Annotated in this window: 13 protein-coding genes and 2 pseudogenes; 10 read left to right on the plus strand and 5 right to left on the minus strand. The window is 46.6% G+C overall.

Annotated features, from left to right (window positions below; all coding sequences use genetic code 11):
- Positions 1-34: 34 nt before the first annotated feature.
- Both R2X38_RS15620 and R2X38_RS15625 read right to left on the minus strand, forming a co-directional pair.
- Positions 35-2,113 (minus strand): DUF4962 domain-containing protein, encoded by a 2,079-nt coding sequence (locus tag R2X38_RS15620; RefSeq protein WP_317523239.1) that lies wholly within the window; start codon positions 2,111-2,113, stop codon positions 35-37.
- A 387-nt stretch (positions 2,114-2,500) separates the two neighbouring features.
- Positions 2,501-3,805, minus strand: coding sequence for an MATE family efflux transporter (locus R2X38_RS15625; protein ID WP_317523240.1), 1,305 nt, complete (start codon positions 3,803-3,805; stop codon positions 2,501-2,503).
- Between the two features lie 60 nt (positions 3,806-3,865).
- Here R2X38_RS15625 and R2X38_RS15630 point away from each other — a divergent pair, with 60 nt between their 5' ends.
- From R2X38_RS15630 to R2X38_RS15650, 5 genes are all read left to right on the plus strand, one after another.
- Entirely contained in the window at positions 3,866-4,039 is a 174-nt protein-coding gene (locus R2X38_RS15630; protein WP_317523241.1) for a hypothetical protein, read from the plus strand.
- A gap of 116 nt (positions 4,040-4,155) precedes the next feature.
- Complete coding sequence (locus tag R2X38_RS15635) at positions 4,156-4,911, plus strand: ATP-binding cassette domain-containing protein (protein ID WP_317523243.1); 756 nt, start codon at positions 4,156-4,158, stop codon at positions 4,909-4,911.
- Between the two features lie 8 nt (positions 4,912-4,919).
- Positions 4,920-5,723, plus strand: coding sequence for an ABC transporter ATP-binding protein (locus R2X38_RS15640; protein ID WP_317523244.1), 804 nt, complete (start codon positions 4,920-4,922; stop codon positions 5,721-5,723).
- Positions 5,724-5,746: 23 nt separating this feature from the next.
- Positions 5,747-7,237, plus strand: coding sequence for an ABC transporter substrate-binding protein (locus R2X38_RS15645; protein ID WP_317523245.1), 1,491 nt, complete (start codon positions 5,747-5,749; stop codon positions 7,235-7,237).
- A 35-nt stretch (positions 7,238-7,272) separates the two neighbouring features.
- The gene (locus R2X38_RS15650) at positions 7,273-8,991 is read left to right on the plus strand and encodes an ABC transporter permease subunit (RefSeq protein WP_317523247.1); all 1,719 of its coding nucleotides are present in this window, start codon (positions 7,273-7,275) and stop codon (positions 8,989-8,991) included.
- 3 nt (positions 8,992-8,994) lie between these two features.
- Here the strand turns inward: R2X38_RS15650 and R2X38_RS15655 are convergent, their stop codons facing one another.
- Together R2X38_RS15655 and R2X38_RS15660 are read right to left on the minus strand one after the other, a co-directional pair.
- Positions 8,995-10,242, minus strand: a complete 1,248-nt coding sequence (locus tag R2X38_RS15655; RefSeq protein ID WP_317523248.1) for an alpha/beta hydrolase — start codon at positions 10,240-10,242, stop codon at positions 8,995-8,997.
- A 104-nt stretch (positions 10,243-10,346) separates the two neighbouring features.
- A pseudogene (locus tag R2X38_RS15660) lies at positions 10,347-11,442 on the minus strand (aminoglycoside phosphotransferase family protein).
- A 140-nt stretch (positions 11,443-11,582) separates the two neighbouring features.
- On the opposite strand from R2X38_RS15660, the gene R2X38_RS15665 reads away from it, so the two are divergent.
- Positions 11,583-11,840, plus strand: coding sequence for a hypothetical protein (locus tag R2X38_RS15665; protein ID WP_317523249.1), 258 nt, complete (start codon positions 11,583-11,585; stop codon positions 11,838-11,840).
- A 5-nt stretch (positions 11,841-11,845) separates the two neighbouring features.
- Positions 11,846-12,724, plus strand: a complete 879-nt coding sequence (locus R2X38_RS15670) for an AraC family transcriptional regulator (protein WP_317523250.1) — start codon at positions 11,846-11,848, stop codon at positions 12,722-12,724.
- A gap of 258 nt (positions 12,725-12,982) precedes the next feature.
- On the opposite strand, the pseudogene R2X38_RS15675 reads toward R2X38_RS15670, so the two are convergent.
- Positions 12,983-13,327, minus strand: a pseudogene (locus tag R2X38_RS15675) (DUF3332 family protein); the annotation flags it as partial.
- A gap of 821 nt (positions 13,328-14,148) precedes the next feature.
- On the opposite strand from R2X38_RS15675, the gene R2X38_RS15680 reads away from it, so the two are divergent.
- The 3 genes from R2X38_RS15680 (at position 14,149) to R2X38_RS15690 (ending at position 16,393) form a co-directional block, all read left to right on the plus strand.
- Positions 14,149-15,471, plus strand: a complete 1,323-nt coding sequence (locus tag R2X38_RS15680; protein WP_317523251.1) for a sulfatase-like hydrolase/transferase — start codon at positions 14,149-14,151, stop codon at positions 15,469-15,471.
- A 200-nt stretch (positions 15,472-15,671) separates the two neighbouring features.
- On the plus strand, positions 15,672-16,169 hold the full coding sequence (locus tag R2X38_RS15685) for a PadR family transcriptional regulator (protein ID WP_317523252.1): 498 nt from the start codon (positions 15,672-15,674) through the stop codon (positions 16,167-16,169).
- On the plus strand, positions 16,166-16,393 hold the full coding sequence (locus R2X38_RS15690; RefSeq protein WP_317523253.1) for a hypothetical protein: 228 nt from the start codon (positions 16,166-16,168) through the stop codon (positions 16,391-16,393). The genes R2X38_RS15685 and R2X38_RS15690 overlap by 4 nt, the downstream gene beginning before the upstream one ends.
- Positions 16,394-16,675 lie beyond the last annotated feature (282 nt).

Genomic DNA, 16,675 nt, shown 5'->3' on the forward strand with positions numbered 1-16,675 from the left:
CTGTGGTTTGAACAGGCTTAAACTGTTCGGCCGATTACAGCTCGATAGTTACCGTTTCGCCGTCAACAGTCAGTATTAGCGTATTGCCTTCAAGCTTGTGAGACACCTCAACCTGTTCGCCGTTGTTCTTGTTAGGAACAAGCAACGTTAGGATGTTGTGCTCTTTAGCCGCGCCGAACTCAACTTCTACGTGACGGTGGATGTCCAGATCCTTGTACTCGTATGGGTCAACGTCGCCGAAGCCTTCAACATTCTTCACAGAAAGGATGTTGTCTGCAGACTCGTTGATGAAGTTCACGTCTAGGTGCGCTTTCTCACCACGGATAGTGAACGACTTATCAGCCACTTCGTTTGCAAAAGTGGTGTGCATTAGCCAAGTCATGTCTTTCTCTTCAGAAAGCGTCGCCTTGTCCTGCATCACGAATACTTTGCCCTGTACGAACCAGATCTTACGCTTGTAAGACTCGATTTCAGGTACGAAATACTGGTAAGAAGCCGTCGCATCACCTTCAACCATTTTCACATCAGACTCAGTGTCGTAGTCAGTGATCTGGCCGCCAGCTTCGATACAGAAGCGGTCTTGGTGGTTTTCGTAACCAGTGTTTTTGTTCTCGCCGTACTGCCCCTTACCGCCGAATAGAGGTAGGTTCTTCGAGAACGTCTGACGACGCCATTTCGTATGCATGTCTACACCGAAGCCACCGTAGTAGCCAGTGATAGCTGCTAGGGTCTCACCGAATGCGTGTAGAGTGAATGCGTTCTGATCACCGTGTGAGTGAGAGATAGAACCAAATGGTGAACACTTGAATACCATATGGATGTGGTTATCACGCTCAGTCATCTTGTTGTGGAACGCTGCCCAACCTGTGATTGGGAACACTTTCAGCAGTGGATCGTTAGACGGTGCTTTCTCTTCTGGTGCATCCCATAAGATGTTGAAGCGAAGATCGTCGTAGCCGAAGTCCCACCAACCGAAGTTGTAGAACTTGGTGTGCGCTTCAGTATCACGGCCTTTAAGCTGGTTGTAGTACCAAACGTACTCAGGCTTCTGGTTAACACCTGCGTAGTGTTTGATGTTGTAAGCCAGTTTCAGGCCTGGGAAATCACCGATTGAAGACTGGTCACAGAAGCTCGCACGCTTAGAGTGAACAGGCATACAGTAAAGCGGGAAGTCGCCAGTGTTTTCGTAGAATGTCTTGTTGAACATATCTACGCCACAGTAAGCTTTCAGCAGATCGAATGCTTCGCCCAGGAATGCAGTTTGGGTGTTCCAGTAGTCCGGACCTTCAGCCCAACCACCGTCTTCACCGCCCCATGGCGGGTAGTGTACTGCGTAGTACTCTAGTGCGTAAGCAATGTACTCGCCCGCTTTCGGGTGGTCATGGTATAGCGCAATACAAGTTGGGATGATCGCAGAAGAGATAGAACGAACACCGTGGCTGTTCAGTGGGTTGTTCAGTAGATCAACCGTTACTTTCAGGTGGTGCATGATTTCGTCTAGACGCTCAATCAGCGCATCTTGAACTTGCTGGCGCTCTTCGTCTGTGAAGTGAGCGTGTAGCCAGTCGTAACCCCAAGCCATTGCTGCGATGACACGGAATGCTGCTTCATCGTTGTAACCACGAGAAGTCACACCTTCTGGATCGTAAGTAGAAAGCTTCAGAGTCCAAGCTTTAGCTTTTGCAATCAGCTCTTCGTCTTCTTTCACGATACCGGCAATGGCCAGGTTACGTGTTGCGTTAAGAGCCATCTGGCAGTCAACGTACATTTGACGCCAGTAAGGACGCCATAGCGACGCTTTACCTACAGTTTCTTCTGGGTAAGGCTGTGGCTCTGCGTAAGGTTCTGTGTCTAGGAACTTAACGGTAGAGTTGTTCCAGAAGTCGTCGAACATGCAGTATGACTCGTCAGCCTGCACCTTCGCTTTAAAATCTGCTAGATCTTTAGCTTGAACCAGAAGACGAGGACGCTCTTCGCTCAAGTTATCTAGAAAAGAAAGGTCGAAGTCACGCTTTTGTACTTCGATAGGGAGTAGGTCTACAAGGTTACCAGCTGAAGTATCGTTTTCCAGCTTCATCTTCCTGATCGCATCAAGAGACTTTTGGTTGCTCATGCTAACTCTCTTATATCAATGAAAGTGTATGGGGGTTCGTATAAATCAATTGGTGATATTGTAATACAATAAGGATAATAGTCACCACCCTGACACGAATTTTTACTTATTCCGTGATATGGCGATATGCAACAAAGCACAAGCCAGGCACCAAAGTAAAATCATGTGCGTTGGTTTTCAACCGGGCAATTTGCCCAAATACACTTCATCAAAAGGTAAGCGGCTCGATAATAAAGTAGGCAAAGATTTGATTACTGACCAACCCTCCCTTTCCCTAGGCTAGCAATGGGGAAACAAGGAGGATCGATACAGCGTCATGGCAGCAGGAAATGTTAAAGCGAACAGTTAAGGTATACCTGCCTCTTAACAATTTTTAACCCTACTAAATCACAAACACTTTTTTTTCACTTGGGATATGGAAGGGTACAAAAAAGCAAAACGGCCGACATAAAACAGCGTAAAGGCTAGCCAAAGGCCATGATTACCCATTGCCTCAACAGCAAAGTAGGCAACCAAAAGGAACACCAATAAAGTCGCAATACTTGAATTACGCACCGGGCGAGTGGTGCCTGTGCCAGTAAAAATACCGTACACCGTCAAACCATAGCCTGCCACCAGTGGGAACAGCAATAGCCAAGCTGACATATCTTCGAACAATGCAATAATCGTCGGGATCTGGGTAAACAGCAACACCAAGTCATTTTTAAACAAGGCAATAAAGGCCGTCATCACCACCACAAACCATGTCGTCCATTGGAAGTTGAGCCGCAGTACATCTTTAAGCAACCTAGGGTTCTTTTCACCCACTGCCTTACCGGAAAAGACACTCGATGCATTCGCCACGCCATCAAACATATAACCGACGATAAAGGTCACTTGCATCAGGATGGCATTGGTCGCCAGAACATCAGCACCAAGACGAGAGCCGGTTCTAGCCATCATATTGAAGAAAATCAAAATACACACGGTACGCAGCATCAAATCAGAATTCGATGAGATAATCGTCTTTAGATCTGCCTTGCTCATTCGGGCCAAGCCAAGGTACTGCCATAAGGAAAAGTCACTCGATTTAAATACCAACACCATGCCAATTGCAAAGGTCGTCGCTTGGGCAATCAAGCTGGCAAACGCAACACTGGCGACACCGAAATCGAACCAAAGAACAAAAATCGCATCGAGGATGATGTTAAGCACATTACCGAAGACCTGGGTAAACAGAACTTCCTTCACCTTAGCCTGCCCCATCAACCACCCAATCACGGTGTAGTTGAGCAGCACCAAAGGTGCACCGAAGATCAAGATATCAAAGTAAGTCTTAGCGTGAACAGCCACATCCGCTACCGGCTCTATAACCCATAGTGCCCCTTGCCAAATTAGCGATTGGGTCAAAATAAAAATCAAACCGACGAGCCCAGACAAAACAAAAGGCCGCAGCAAGCTGCTGGCCTTGGCTTCATTGCAACTCTTACCCATGGCAATCGCACTCTGACCGGTGGTGCTCACACGAAAAAAGCCAAACAGCCAGTACAGGGTATTCATGATAACGGTACCGATAGCAACACCGCCAATAAGCTCAGCAATTCCTAAACGGCCAATAACCGCCGTATCGACAGCACCAAGCAAAGGCTGGGTCACCGTCGAAATAATGAATGGAATTGCAATCTTGTAATAATCTTTGTTTGTTAACGCCATGATTTTAATCGTTCAGATACAAATTGTAGGGACGTGTTTGGACCGTCCCAAGAGCGCAAAATGTCGCCTGTTAATGAGATAGGAAAGCCGATTTTTAGCCTTGGTAAAGCGAACTTTTTGCCGAAACCAGCAGGAAATGAGAATTATTACCATAACAACCTGACATTTCCTACTGTTTTTCGCCGTGCAGATGATTTTATAAAACACCAAATAACTAGCAAAAAAAGTGCATAAAAGCGCTTTTCTACCCGCAAAAACACTTCTTTTTATTCAAAATTACCTCTTGTCATACAGATAAAAATGAATACCATTGTTACTTTATAACATAACACTAATGGTTCGATAGCCAGATGACCGCACCACTACTTACCGTCAACCAGTTGAGCCTTAATCATGAAAAGGGTTCTCTGTTTCAAAACATCACCTTTGAAGTGAATGCCGGAGAAATATTGGCGGTTATGGGGCCATCAGGTATCGGTAAATCCATGATGTCGAAGGCCATTGCAGGTTTTCTTCCCAAGGGTATCCGACCGCAAGGGGAGATCCGCATTACAGGCAATGAGGTTGCGCAAATTGCATTGCTCAATCGTACTCCTGAGCAACGTGCAGCAGTCATCTTCCAGGATCCCCTTCAGGCACTGAACCCTCTAGCCCGTATCGGTACCCAGTTAAGCCTGGCGCTCAATGCCGGGAAATCAAAAAAAGGGACGGATAAAGAAACAATCTGCCCTTTGCTTATCCAGCTTGGTTTTGATCAGCCAGAACAAATCCTCAAGCACTATCCAAGCCAGCTTTCGGGCGGGCAGCGCCAGCGCATTTGTATTGCCATGGCACTGCTTGGCAGCGCCCCTGTCTTGATCGCCGATGAACCCACCAGCGCCTTGGATCCTGTGACCGAGCGGGAAATCCTCGACTTGCTGCGCAGCAGCATCAAACAACAAGGGATTGCGGGTGTCTTGATCACCCATGACCTGCACAGTGCACTAGCTTGCGACAAGCTCGTGGTGATTGATGAGGGGCAAATGATTGCCTACGGCAAACCACAACAAGCTCTACTAGAAAGCCAGCACCCATTTTGCCACCAGCTACGCCAGCTGATGGTATAGGAGCACACATGCATCATCACAACAGGGGCTCAGCCCAACTTCGTTTCGACAATGTCAGTGTGCATCATTACTCAAGACCGCGCTGGTTAGGTGGAAAGCCCTTTGTCGCACTAAACAAACTGAATTTGGATATTGATCAGCAAAGCCTTGCGGTTGTTGGTCCATCAGGAGCAGGCAAATCCACCCTGATTGAATTGCTGTTTGGCCTACGCCAGATCAGTGAGGGCGAAGTTTATCTTTGCGAACACCCCCTTTCACAGATCTCAGCGCAACAGCGCCAACAGTTGTGCCGCCATATCCAGCTTATCCCGCAAGAGCCGCACACCAGCCTTAACCCTCACTACACCGTGAGGGAAATCCTGACCGAACCACAACATTGCGTCGGTTTGACTGAGGGCTGTGAGCAGCGTCTGCTTAAGGCGCTCGCAGATGTCAACCTGAGTGCCGACCTGCTTGAGCATAAATCAAACCAACTTTCTCTGGGCCAAGCCCAGCGGGTTGCAATTGCCAGGGCTCTCGTTGTTGAGCCTTGTGTTTTAGTCGCCGATGAGCCCACCAGCAGTCTTGACCCTGTCAGCCGCCAGTACATTCTTGATCTGCTAAGTCACTTGCAGAAACAAAGAGATATGCGGCTACTACTGGTTACCCATGACCTGAGCGCGGCCAAAGAATTATGTGATGAGATCTTAGTGCTAGATAAAGGCCAAGCCGTTGAATACGGCACTGCTACTGAGATTTTTGACAACCCAACCCACCCTACCAGCCAATCGCTGATAGATATGCAATTTCCATCGCAAGCTATTGCGAGCTAACTATGATTATCAAGGACATTATCATGCCCTCAAACCTGCTTAAAACCACTGTTGCCGCTGGCCTAATGCTAGCCCTGAGTGGTTGTTTCGACTCATCAACAGAAAACACAGCCGAGAGCGAAGGCGCTGAAATTCATCTTGCTATGATGCAGCCTCCACGTACTGGCCTTTCGCCGTTATCTGATGATGCGTTCAAACTTTCTCGTTGGAGAACAGCTGAGACGCTTGTTGAGTTGAACCCACAAGCGGAAGCTTTACCAAAACTCGCGACTGAGTGGAAACAGGTTGATGATCTCACTTGGCAATTTACACTCCGTGATGGTGTCACCTTCCATGATGGCAGCAAACTGACAGCCGTAACTGTCGTTAATTCTCTAGAGAAGGCCTTCGCGGCAGCACCGAAGCCACGTATTATCGACGGCATCGAATGGCAAGTACGTGCCTTGGATGACATGCGTGTAGAAATTAAAACCGAGTTTAACGACCCACTTCTGCCAAGCCGCCTTTCTAGCCCGCAGCTTTCTATCCTTGCCGCAAGTGCCTACCAAGACGATGGCCGCGTAAACCCAACCCGTACCGGTAGTGGCCCATTCATCCTGACCGAGATTAACGGTGCGACCAGCGCCAAACTAGAACGTTTTGATGATTACTGGGGTGAGAAGGCGAAAGTCGCGCGTGTTACTGCTGAGTATGTGCCGGACGGTTTTGCCCGTGCCGCTGCACTGCGCACCGGCAAAGCAGACGTCGTGGAAGCCGTGCCTGTTTCCCAGCTAGCAATGATTGACCCTGAACTGCTGCACGAAGTCAGCATGCCTCGCACCAATACGCTTTACCTAAACAACTCGTCTGAAGTATTCAGCCAGCTTGAAATGCGTAAAATTGCTGCCGCAGCGATTGACCGTGAACAGATCATCAAAACGGTTTACGAAAATCGTGCGGACAAAGCAGAAGGCCTGTTAGGTCCAGCTCTGGCTTGGGCAGCCCCACTTCGCCCTGACGCGTCAGCACTTGAGCAAGGCAAGGCCAATGGCGAGAAAATTGTCCTAGGTACTTTTACCGACCGAGCAGAGCTTCCGGAGGTTGCGGTACTGGTTAAGCAGCAACTTGAAAGTGCAGGCTTTAATGTAGAGCTGGATATCCGTGAGTACGCCCAGATCGAAAATGATGCCCTTGCCGGTAACTTTGATATCTTCATGCTATCGCGTGCCACGGTACTCGATTCAGGAGACCCAGTCGCTTACATGATGAGTGATTTCGGCTGTGAAGGATCATTCAACTTGGGCCAATTCTGTTCAGAAGAAGTGGATAAGGCGCTGACCCATGCTGATCTTCAGCCGCTAGGTGAAGCTCGCCAGAAAGCGACCATTGCAGCTGAACAGATGATTCTTGGCCAATACGCAGCGATCCCTCTGCTGCACGAACGTGTTATCCAAGGCGAAAGCCTGCGCGTTCAAAATGCAGAGCGTGACCCACGCGAACGCCTGCTGGTCACTGAATTTACGGATGTGAACTAAGCAAAATGCGATTAGCCAACCTATCAGGTTCTCCTATGCTAAATCGCTCGCTACCATGGCTGTCACGCGCAGGTGCGCTGTCGGCCATGGTCGTGCTTGTTGGCTTACTGCCGGACATTGCCGGCATTGATCCTACCCAGGCGATTCTGCGTGCCCGTTCGGGGCAACAGCGTATGATGACACCTGAGGCCTTAGAAGCAGTACGCCAAGATCTGGGACTGCACCGAACTAGCTTGGAGCGGCTTTGGGACTGGCTCACCTCATTATTTCAGGGTGACCTCGGTGTCTCCTGGATTGACGGCAGTCCTGTCAGTGAATCAATCATGAGTGCCGCTGGTACCTCGTTACTGTTGATGGGTTGTGCATTTGGCCTAACCTTGTTGTTCTGTGCTATCAGTGTCCAGCACACCATGTGGCAATGGCGACGGAACCGACTGGATAAGCTCAATGGCAGTATCAGTACGGTACTCATCACGCTGCCTGAGTACGTGATAGCCACCTTGCTGATATTGTTTTTTGCCATTTGGCTCAATTTATTGCCGCCTTATGGCTGGCAGGGTTGGCAAAACATCTGGTTACCGAGCCTTGCACTGGCACTGCCGGCAACAGGCCTGTTTACCAAGTTGCTCAACGATAGCCTGCGTCGGGTGTTGGATGAGCCTTGGGTTATCACCTGGCTCAGTGCCAATATTAGTTCAGTACATATTGGCCGCTATGCGCTGCGCCGTGCGCTGACTAACCTATTGCCTCAGATAGCGATGATCGTCATTGGCCTGACTGGCGGGGCGGTTACTGTCGAACACATATTCTCTATCCCGGGAATTGGCCGACTGACGCTGGGGGCAACAGCTGCGCAGGACCTACCCACCTTACAAGGTGGTTTGCTGTTCCTTCTGGTTCTGTCGATAGCTATCAGTAGTTTGACCATCCTTTTCCAGCATCTGTGGCTAGGGCAAGGGTTGAAAAGTGGCAAGTTGATCAGCAGTAACTCACCACTCGGCTTTACCAAAAGTGGTGCAAAACGTGTGGTCAGTGCTTCAATCTTCATCTTGTTAATTGGGTTTGCCTTGTGGGCAGAAATGCGTGATCCCTACACCAGCCAGTTTGCCCGCTTGATCTCGCCAAGTTTTACAGCGCCATTAGGTTCTGATGCTGTTGGCCGTGACTTGTTGGCCCGAGTAGGACAAGGGATGCTCTCCACCCTTAGCATGGGTGTGCTAGCGACAATCCTCAGCTTACTGGTTGGACTTATCATGGGTTTCAACACCAAGCTCAGCCAAGGCTTGATTGAAGTGACGAAAGGAACGCCGTATATCGTCGCGGGTCTGCTGGTTGCCGGCCTTTCAGGTATGCATCCCAACAGCGCCTTGATTGCGGTGGTCTTGGTATCATGGGCGCCGTTGGCTTCCCATTGTTCCAGCCTGTTGGTTGAGGCTAGGGCACAGCCACATATCCGGTTAGCGCCGCTATGGGGTGTAGGTCGTTGGCGAATGTTGAGGCAATATCAACTTCCCTATATTTTACCGCCGTTACTAAAGCACACGGTCATGCGTTTTCCGCCAATCACCTTAAGCCTGACGGCATTGAGCTTCATTGGTTTAGGCGCAAAGCCACCTCATCCAGAATGGGGGTTATTGATTGCCGAAAGCCTGCCTTACATTGAACGTGCGCCACTGGCGGTTCTAGCGCCAATCCTTGGCTTAGTATTGGTGAGCATTGCCATCACCCTGCTGATAGGAAGTAAAGCCAACTAGGACTTAGCGCAACCACATTTCAAGTTGCTGGGTGACCTGCGGGTCGCTGAGCAACTGGTTGTGGTTCATTTCATAAAATACTTTCTGGGATGTCTCGGCAAACATAAGGTGTCGCTCGTCAACCGAGTGATACCCCAACGCACTATTTAGTGGAACGAGACCATCGCCAACCAGTCTTTCAGCTAACAAACTTCTTCTACTCGCCGTTGTGGCAGCGATAGTGAAACAGTCGATGTCACTTGGTAAAGGCACCCCAGACCGCTCGTCAGGCTTGTTTTGGAAACGATCAGTACCTTGCCAATCTTCATCAACGACATAGCCGTAACGAAGGTCGGTGATCCCTGAACTACGCAAGTTGCTTAGTAAATTAAACGGGGCAGTATAAGGTGTTTTACTCAAAATAACACCCAACTTATTTCCCAAACGCTCCAGTGGTGCTCCATGGTGAGGAGTCCCAAGAAATACCATTTTTTTCACAGCATTGGGCCATAACGCTTCCTGAGCTTGGCCATAATGCACGGCACTTCTCGACACTAACCCGCCCATGCTATGGGCAATAATTGAGAGCTCTTCTACGGGGACAGGCCAATTTTTTACAAGTTGCTCCAGCAAGTCAGATAATTGCCTGCCATTTTGCGACGTATGCAGCCCGGTATTATAACGAAGATAAACAGGGGTATAGCCAAGCGAGGAAGACAAGTGCTGGCCATGATCAACCTCCTCCCCGTTATGCTCCCCTCGCCAGAGGCGATCATTCATGCACAGCCCATGGATCATCAGCAGTACTTTCGAAGTGGCTTGTGGAATTTGGTCGGCGTGTAAATCGTCTAAAGACAACGGCTCTTGCTGGTAATAAAAAGTCATTGGGATCGCAAATTGATTACCTTGCTCAACCAACCTATCCCCCATCACACCATTAAGGGCCGACAGCATTGAAATACGTTCAAGAGTCTCCTTTTTACCTTCATCGAAAGACTCAAGCCAAGGCTGCTTTATTTCTAAGGCTTTATCGATCCCATTACCCAGTAATTCGGTAATTTTGTAGATATTTTTATAAACAAACCCTGTCAGCCCTCGGGTTTTCTCCGGGGTTTCTCCCCCCGGAACGCCCATTGTTCGCCAGACTGACTGGTGGACCCCCTCTGCGATCCGTGTTGCACTCATTGTCGCTTGCGTGGCCAGTTGTCCGATCCCTCTTAGATCGGAGGCGTAAAAATGCTTAAAGCGCTTTGTCGTTGACTGAGTAACCACTAAAGACTCCATTTTGCGTCGTTATGAGGGATACAACGCATAGTGAAGCAATAAACTAGAATGATGAACCTAGAAAACTCATCCTCGGTACTTTGTGCCAATAGTTACTTACCAACCCAGGCTCCCAAGCTTTGTAGTGCTTGTTGGGTAAGGCTCTCGCTATAGGCATTGATTTTCCAATGATCGGGGCACCAGCCTTTCATAAACCGCTGGAAATCAGCCCAGGCGACGCAATACATTGGCCGCCATTGCTGCTCGACATCGTTGCCGTCTATATCTGGCTGGTATTCTTGCAATGCCTGTTTCAGCGCAGCAAAGTACTCGTCTAGATAGCCTTGAACCTTAGCTTCGTTATTGGCCACACTCTCGTTGAAATCGAGCACGCTGCTCAGGAACAGGATGACATCTTTCATGCCACAGCCGCCACCGACATACTGAAAATCAACGGCAGCCACTTCACTACCCTCCTTTGTGAAACAGAAATTAGCCAGTTTGGCATCACCATGCACCAGTGTCTGGTATCGGCTATGTGCTAGCGTGCTATCTAAACGCTCAGCAGCGGCTTTGAGTGCTTGGTCCTCAAGCACAGCTAACTCATCCGGACGGGTAGCCAAATGCCAATAGGTACCCGTTAGCCAAAGCCCTTGTGCATGGGTATTGGATGCCTTCCCTTTAGTAATGAACTGAGCTTGAACCATATACTGGTCATGAACCATGTACTGGGCATGGAACTGGGCCAACCAGCGTAAACAGGCCAGAAGCGAAGGCTGCTCGATACTTTTGTGTACTTGGGTATATCCCGATAGGGCTAAATCTTCCAACACCAACAAAATCTCATTGTCATGCTGCTCTACTAGAAATCTCATTGTCATGCTGCTCTACTAGCAAGCACTCAGGCACCGGCGCCTGGCAATGATTGGCATAATGTCGATACCAGTTCACTTCAACCTGGTAAGAGTCCAATTTTCGCTGGTGAGAACGCGAAGTGTTCCATCCTCTGGGATGATCAGGTGACTGTACTTCGGAGCTTGGCAGCAGGATATATTTCACAATCACAGAAGGCATATTGCCCCCGGCCAAATACAGCCTCACCAGTTCTCCATAGCCACTCCAAAGGCTTTGGATATGCTCAACGTTATCGACAGCTTCGGCACCAAGTGACTGAGCGACTTTATCAATGATGTGTGTTGGGATATTCATAATTTTTTCTTGGGCTATGGGCTAAAATAGTTCTAATAAATAATTTTGAGCGTCACCTATCGCCGATTGCCAAGCTCCTTGTCTCCAGCCTAGCATTTCTTACTACACTTATTCCTTTGTTCGAAGTCGATGATATTACCATGGCTGTCGGCCTACAGCTCACAGCAGTGATTAAACCGATGGGTAAGCCTTTTCCGACACTGCTTACCTCAAGACACTGGAGCCGCAAACTATTCCATGCACCATTCAGTTACCTTCAAGGTGATTTAGCATACAGTGCCAGCATCATTCACCACCTCAATGGATCATGTGTTCTCTACCCGTTTGCCGAGCTGCGCTTAGTTCGCCATTTCTACAGTTTCTCGATGAAAATGGCCGCGATCCATCACCGCTGCTAAAGCGCTTGCGCATTGATAAGAAGACGCTGACAACACCAACATTGTACCTGCCTTCACATGTCGTCAGCCTGATTGTCGATTCAGCCTCTAAAACAACGGGGCATACTGATATTGGCTACTATGCCGCACAGTATGTAAACAACCAAGCCCTTCATCCACAGTTCCAGCAGCACCTAGCCAGCAGCGAAGGATTGACTGATTTCCTTGATAGCTTGATCTCATTCCAGCACCTGCAGGGGTCTCACTTCAAGTTGTGGTTTGAATACCTCAATGGTGAGCTAAGGATTTGCCATCAGAGCTCGCTCAAGGCGACCGACAAGAGCTACGAACATGCCAATGAGTTCACGACCTTCCTGATCATCAAGCTATTGAAGGATCAGTTGGGCGCATCCTGGCAGCCTAGCTATCTGGCCTTCGACCACCAAAGCGTTCCTAAAGCCAAGATTGTTGGTCAAACTGCTAATAAAAAAGTCTTTTATGGCGCGGAATGCAGCTACATACCGGTCAGCTTGAATGTGGCTGACTTACAACCCTTTAAACGCCATCCCGACCAAAGGCTCGGATGCGCAATGGCAAGGGTAAAAAGTGTGGTTGATACTTTCTGGCAAGAGGAGCATTTTGGCATCGATTTCGTGGCCCATCTCTTTGGGGTATCGGAACGAACACTGCAACGATTATTCATCCAGCATAACACGTCATTCAGGGACTACTTCAACCAGAAGAAGATAGAAAAATCAATGCTGTTGCTCCAACAAGGGCACAGTATTCAAGAGGTGGCAGAAAAACTCAATTATTCAGACCCGTCCAACTTCTCGCGGGCAATGAAGAAGCACCTCAAGCAGACCCCGACTCAGTACCTAAAAAGCTTGTCACTGGCCTCATGACGTCGAGCTCTTTTCCGCTCAAGATGTCGTAAATTGATAGGTTTAATTTGCTTTCACCTCACTATATTGCTTATTTCGTTCGCAACTTTGTAAAAGATTTAGAATGTTAAATAAAAAAAGCCCTTACATAATATGTAAGGGCAAAAGGACCTAAGAGTACTATTTTATTATTCCAAAAGAACCGACAATAACCATCTTCAATAATCTGATTATTTTTAAATATTAATCATCTAGATATTGTAGGTGTCGATTTTATTCAGATGTACTTAATTTTATTGGGGCTGAATGTAACGACTCGTCAATACTGCTATTGACATCCAACCACGTTTCAGTCTCTGTATCAAAGATATGAGGCTGGCCGCTAATTGGGTTCTCACCAGTCCAAAACTCCAATGAGTTCAACACCAAGTAATCCGCCCCTACAGTTACCGCATACAATGGCGACATCGCCATATTCAAGCCACCACGGGCATATCGGTTATCTACTGCTTTTACGTTATATTCCATTAACTTAGTGGTAGCCACATTACTGCCTACACAACCAGTTAACAGCGCAGAAGCGATACCCATCACGACACATCGTTTAATAATATTGATAGCCATACAACTTATAATAAAAAGCAAATTTATCGACGAGGGGAATACTACTGACTACTCAAATATGATCTAGCGACAAGCACAATATTTGTTATCTAGCTTGCAACTTTACCAACAAAAAAACAATTGTCGTAAAATGACCTGTACAAGTTAAATAATAAAAAAGTGAAATATTGATTGAATTAATAACGTAAATAGACTTATGCAGACCAACAATAGTTCGACTAATGAACTTCGCTTTTTATTTGGAGAAGGCCAACTTATAAGTGAAAATATTTCAAGACAAAACAACAGATTAAACGGAAATAGCACATACGCTCACAAAATCGAAAGTTATCAAAAACGTCTTACACACCATCAGATAACAATTTATCAATTTAGCAATAAAACACTCGCAATGCATCAGGTTTTGATGCTTCATCACTCAAAAATCTTGCGCGCCATACTGTCCTAGGAATCCAGCATCTAGCACCGATGGTTTGAAAATGATCACAAATTGAAACGTTTCAATTGATGGAGGTAAAATTGTGCTGTACAGTTCATAACAAATTACACCTTATAGACTTAAATCTTTGAAATTAAGTCATTGAAGCTTTAATTTCACTGAAAAATAATTGAAATACGCCATAAAAACGGTAGAAACGTTACATCACATATGTAAAGTTCATGAGGTTAACGGCACATACACAAGGATAGGAAGATGATGTCATCCAAACTCAAAAAACGGAAATTCTCCCCCATTTGGCCAGTTGCAGCATCGCTTGCCATGATGTCCGCGCCTTGTGTCGCAACAAACCAGACTGAAAATACTGCAGGCAAGAAACCCAATGTCCTTCTTATCTTTGCTGACGACTTGGGGTATGCAGATACCGGATTCCAAAACCAAAGCAAAGATGTCAAAAACACCGAACCTCGACAGGTTAGCCGAAGATGGTGTTATCTTTGAAGCAGGTTATGTTACCGCACCGGTCTGCGGCCCTTCACGGGCAGGAATGCTAACAGGACGCTATCAACAACGCTTCGGTGCACATGATAATGTCGGACCGTATATCTTAGAACAAGATATTGAGCAGGGCGTCCCTGCCAATATTCCAACCATTGGCCACTATTTGCAAGGTGCTGGCTACAAGACAGCCATAATTGGAAAATGGCATGACGGTGATGCCAAGCAATTCTGGCCACACAACCGTGGTTTTGATGAGTTTTTTGGCTTCAATAATGGGGCAGCCGATTACTTTGTCGGGGCCCGCAATGAAGAGAACAGCAAGAATGCGCCTTTTTCTTCAATCTATCATAATGATCAACTAGTTCCTCCCTTTGATCAGTACCTTACCGATAAGTTTGGTGATGAAGTAGTCAACTTTATTGAAACCAATAAGGATCAACCTTTCTTCCTGTACGTACCATTCAATGCTATTCATGGCCCACAACAAGCATTAGATGAAGACTTACAACGCTTTAGCCATATCGAGAACCCAAAACGAAGACTTGCCGTAGCAATGAACTACAACATGGATCATAACGTCGGCCGGATCATCGCTAAGCTGGAAGAGCACCAATTAATGGAAGAGACACTGATCATTTTCCTCTCTGACAATGGTGGCAAATTCCTCGGCAAGCATGGCAACGAGTCCTACAACCATCCGCTTAGAAGTGAAAAAGGACAAGTTTGGGATGGTGGGATCAGAATCCCGTTCAGCGTGACTTGGAAAGGCACCATTCCCGCAGGCCGCACCATCAGCGATCCTATTATCTCTTTAGATATTCTGCCTACCGCCTTGGCTGCCGCTGGAGTACAAACCTCAAAGGAGATGCAGCTTGACGGTGTGAATTTATTGCCAGTGCTAACAGGTGAAACAGAGCACCTCGATAACCGTTTCCTCTACTGGCATATGCCTAATCAAGCGGCTATTCGCGATGAGAACTGGAAGCTGGTAATGCCCAACCTTGCAGATAAAAATGCACCCTATGAATTGTTCCATATCAGCGATGATATCAGTGAACGTAAAAACGTCGCGGATACCAACCCTGAGCAAGTTGCTAGGCTAAAAGCTCAATTTGACGCTTGGAGCAGCGACAATATGCCGCAGTTATGGGGGTGGGATAAAAACCGATTGAAATATACCAATGGCTGGCGAGGAAGATACTGAGCCAGTTGGACTATGTTCGCAGTATCCCCTTCGGAGGCTGCGAACTGTTCTTCATTAAGAAATCAATGATCTTACAGTGTTCTGCTTATACAGCAAAGTAATACCCAAAATCTGAGTACATATATTAAGTTACGGCTAGACATACCAACCACATAATCATAATTACAATTCGAACCAACCAACAATTTAGAAGAGATATCATGATAGGCAATCTTGAAGTCGTCGTTTTGGCCAATTTATTGGAAAATGCATCTACTGGCTATGAACTGACAAAGAAAATAAATAAATCACCTTGGAAAACATCACATCAACAAATATATAGAACTTTGTTGAAACTCAAAAACAAAGGTTTTCTCACTTGTGAAGAAGTGAATCAAACAAATAAACCTGACAAGAAAATATACTCCATTACCCACGAAGGCGAACTTGTTGTGAGTAGTCAAAAGCTTCAAGAAGCTAAAGTAAAAATTAAACAAGATGAAGCTAACTCTAGGCTCGTCTTGGGTGATCCGCAATATTTCATCAACATGCATAATGAAATATCGAAAAAAGTATCTGAATTAACGATGGCCAGAATTGATGCTGATCCTTTAACTCAACTCGCTATCGACCGTAAGATAAACCTACTGCATGCCGATTCAGAATGGTGCAAATATGTGGTAAGAACATTATCAAACAAGATCAAGGTTGCAGCATGAATTACATTGCTATATTCCTCAATGAGAAAGGAAAAGCAGTCTCCGATAACATAGGTCAATGTATCAATATACAAATTGGTGAGTTTGATGATATTCACCAAGCGACAAATAGTGCCCGTGAGCTTTTTGGTGGTTTTAAAGTACAAGAAGGACTTATTTGGTGTAAATCACGATGTGGAGGAGTATTAATCGCACCAGAACCGCTGATAAACATCTACTACTAAATAATTCAACTTTAAAATTACCTTGCGAATAATAAAATAAACCCAAGTATACAAACTTATACTTGGGTTTGTTTATATCAATAATACCCATACTAAACGTGACAACTTAAAACTTTAAGTACAAGGTTATAGCCAACCTCGTACAATTAGAGGTATTGGTTTTATTTTAACAGTGCGTTTTATCAATGTTCCCCTAAAATAAAAAAGGTTCATCTCGGATCTCCGGGGAAGACTGACCGAATTTTCAGAAAGAAGTATGCAGTATCACGATAGCCATAGGCC

Source organism: Photobacterium rosenbergii (assembly GCF_033022775.1).
Classification (GTDB): Bacteria; Pseudomonadota; Gammaproteobacteria; order Enterobacterales; family Vibrionaceae; genus Photobacterium; species Photobacterium rosenbergii_A.

Bases quoted from the DNA above. Each gene is read 5' to 3' on its own strand.
- R2X38_RS15620 (WP_317523239.1), bottom strand. From the start codon at position 2,113: ATGAGCAACCAAAAGTCTCTTGATGCGATCAGGAAGATGAAGCTGGAA.
- R2X38_RS15625 (WP_317523240.1), bottom strand. From the start codon at position 3,805: ATGGCGTTAACAAACAAAGATTATTACAAGATTGCAATTCCATTCATT.
- R2X38_RS15630 (WP_317523241.1), top strand. From the start codon at position 3,866: ATGTCGCCTGTTAATGAGATAGGAAAGCCGATTTTTAGCCTTGGTAAA.
- R2X38_RS15635 (WP_317523243.1), top strand. From the start codon at position 4,156: ATGACCGCACCACTACTTACCGTCAACCAGTTGAGCCTTAATCATGAA.
- R2X38_RS15640 (WP_317523244.1), top strand. From the start codon at position 4,920: ATGCATCATCACAACAGGGGCTCAGCCCAACTTCGTTTCGACAATGTC.
- R2X38_RS15645 (WP_317523245.1), top strand. From the start codon at position 5,747: ATGCCCTCAAACCTGCTTAAAACCACTGTTGCCGCTGGCCTAATGCTA.
- R2X38_RS15650 (WP_317523247.1), top strand. From the start codon at position 7,273: ATGCTAAATCGCTCGCTACCATGGCTGTCACGCGCAGGTGCGCTGTCG.
- R2X38_RS15665 (WP_317523249.1), top strand. From the start codon at position 11,583: ATGGCTGTCGGCCTACAGCTCACAGCAGTGATTAAACCGATGGGTAAG.
- R2X38_RS15680 (WP_317523251.1), top strand. From the start codon at position 14,149: ATGTCCTTCTTATCTTTGCTGACGACTTGGGGTATGCAGATACCGGAT.
- R2X38_RS15685 (WP_317523252.1), top strand. From the start codon at position 15,672: ATGATAGGCAATCTTGAAGTCGTCGTTTTGGCCAATTTATTGGAAAAT.
- R2X38_RS15690 (WP_317523253.1), top strand. From the start codon at position 16,166: ATGAATTACATTGCTATATTCCTCAATGAGAAAGGAAAAGCAGTCTCC.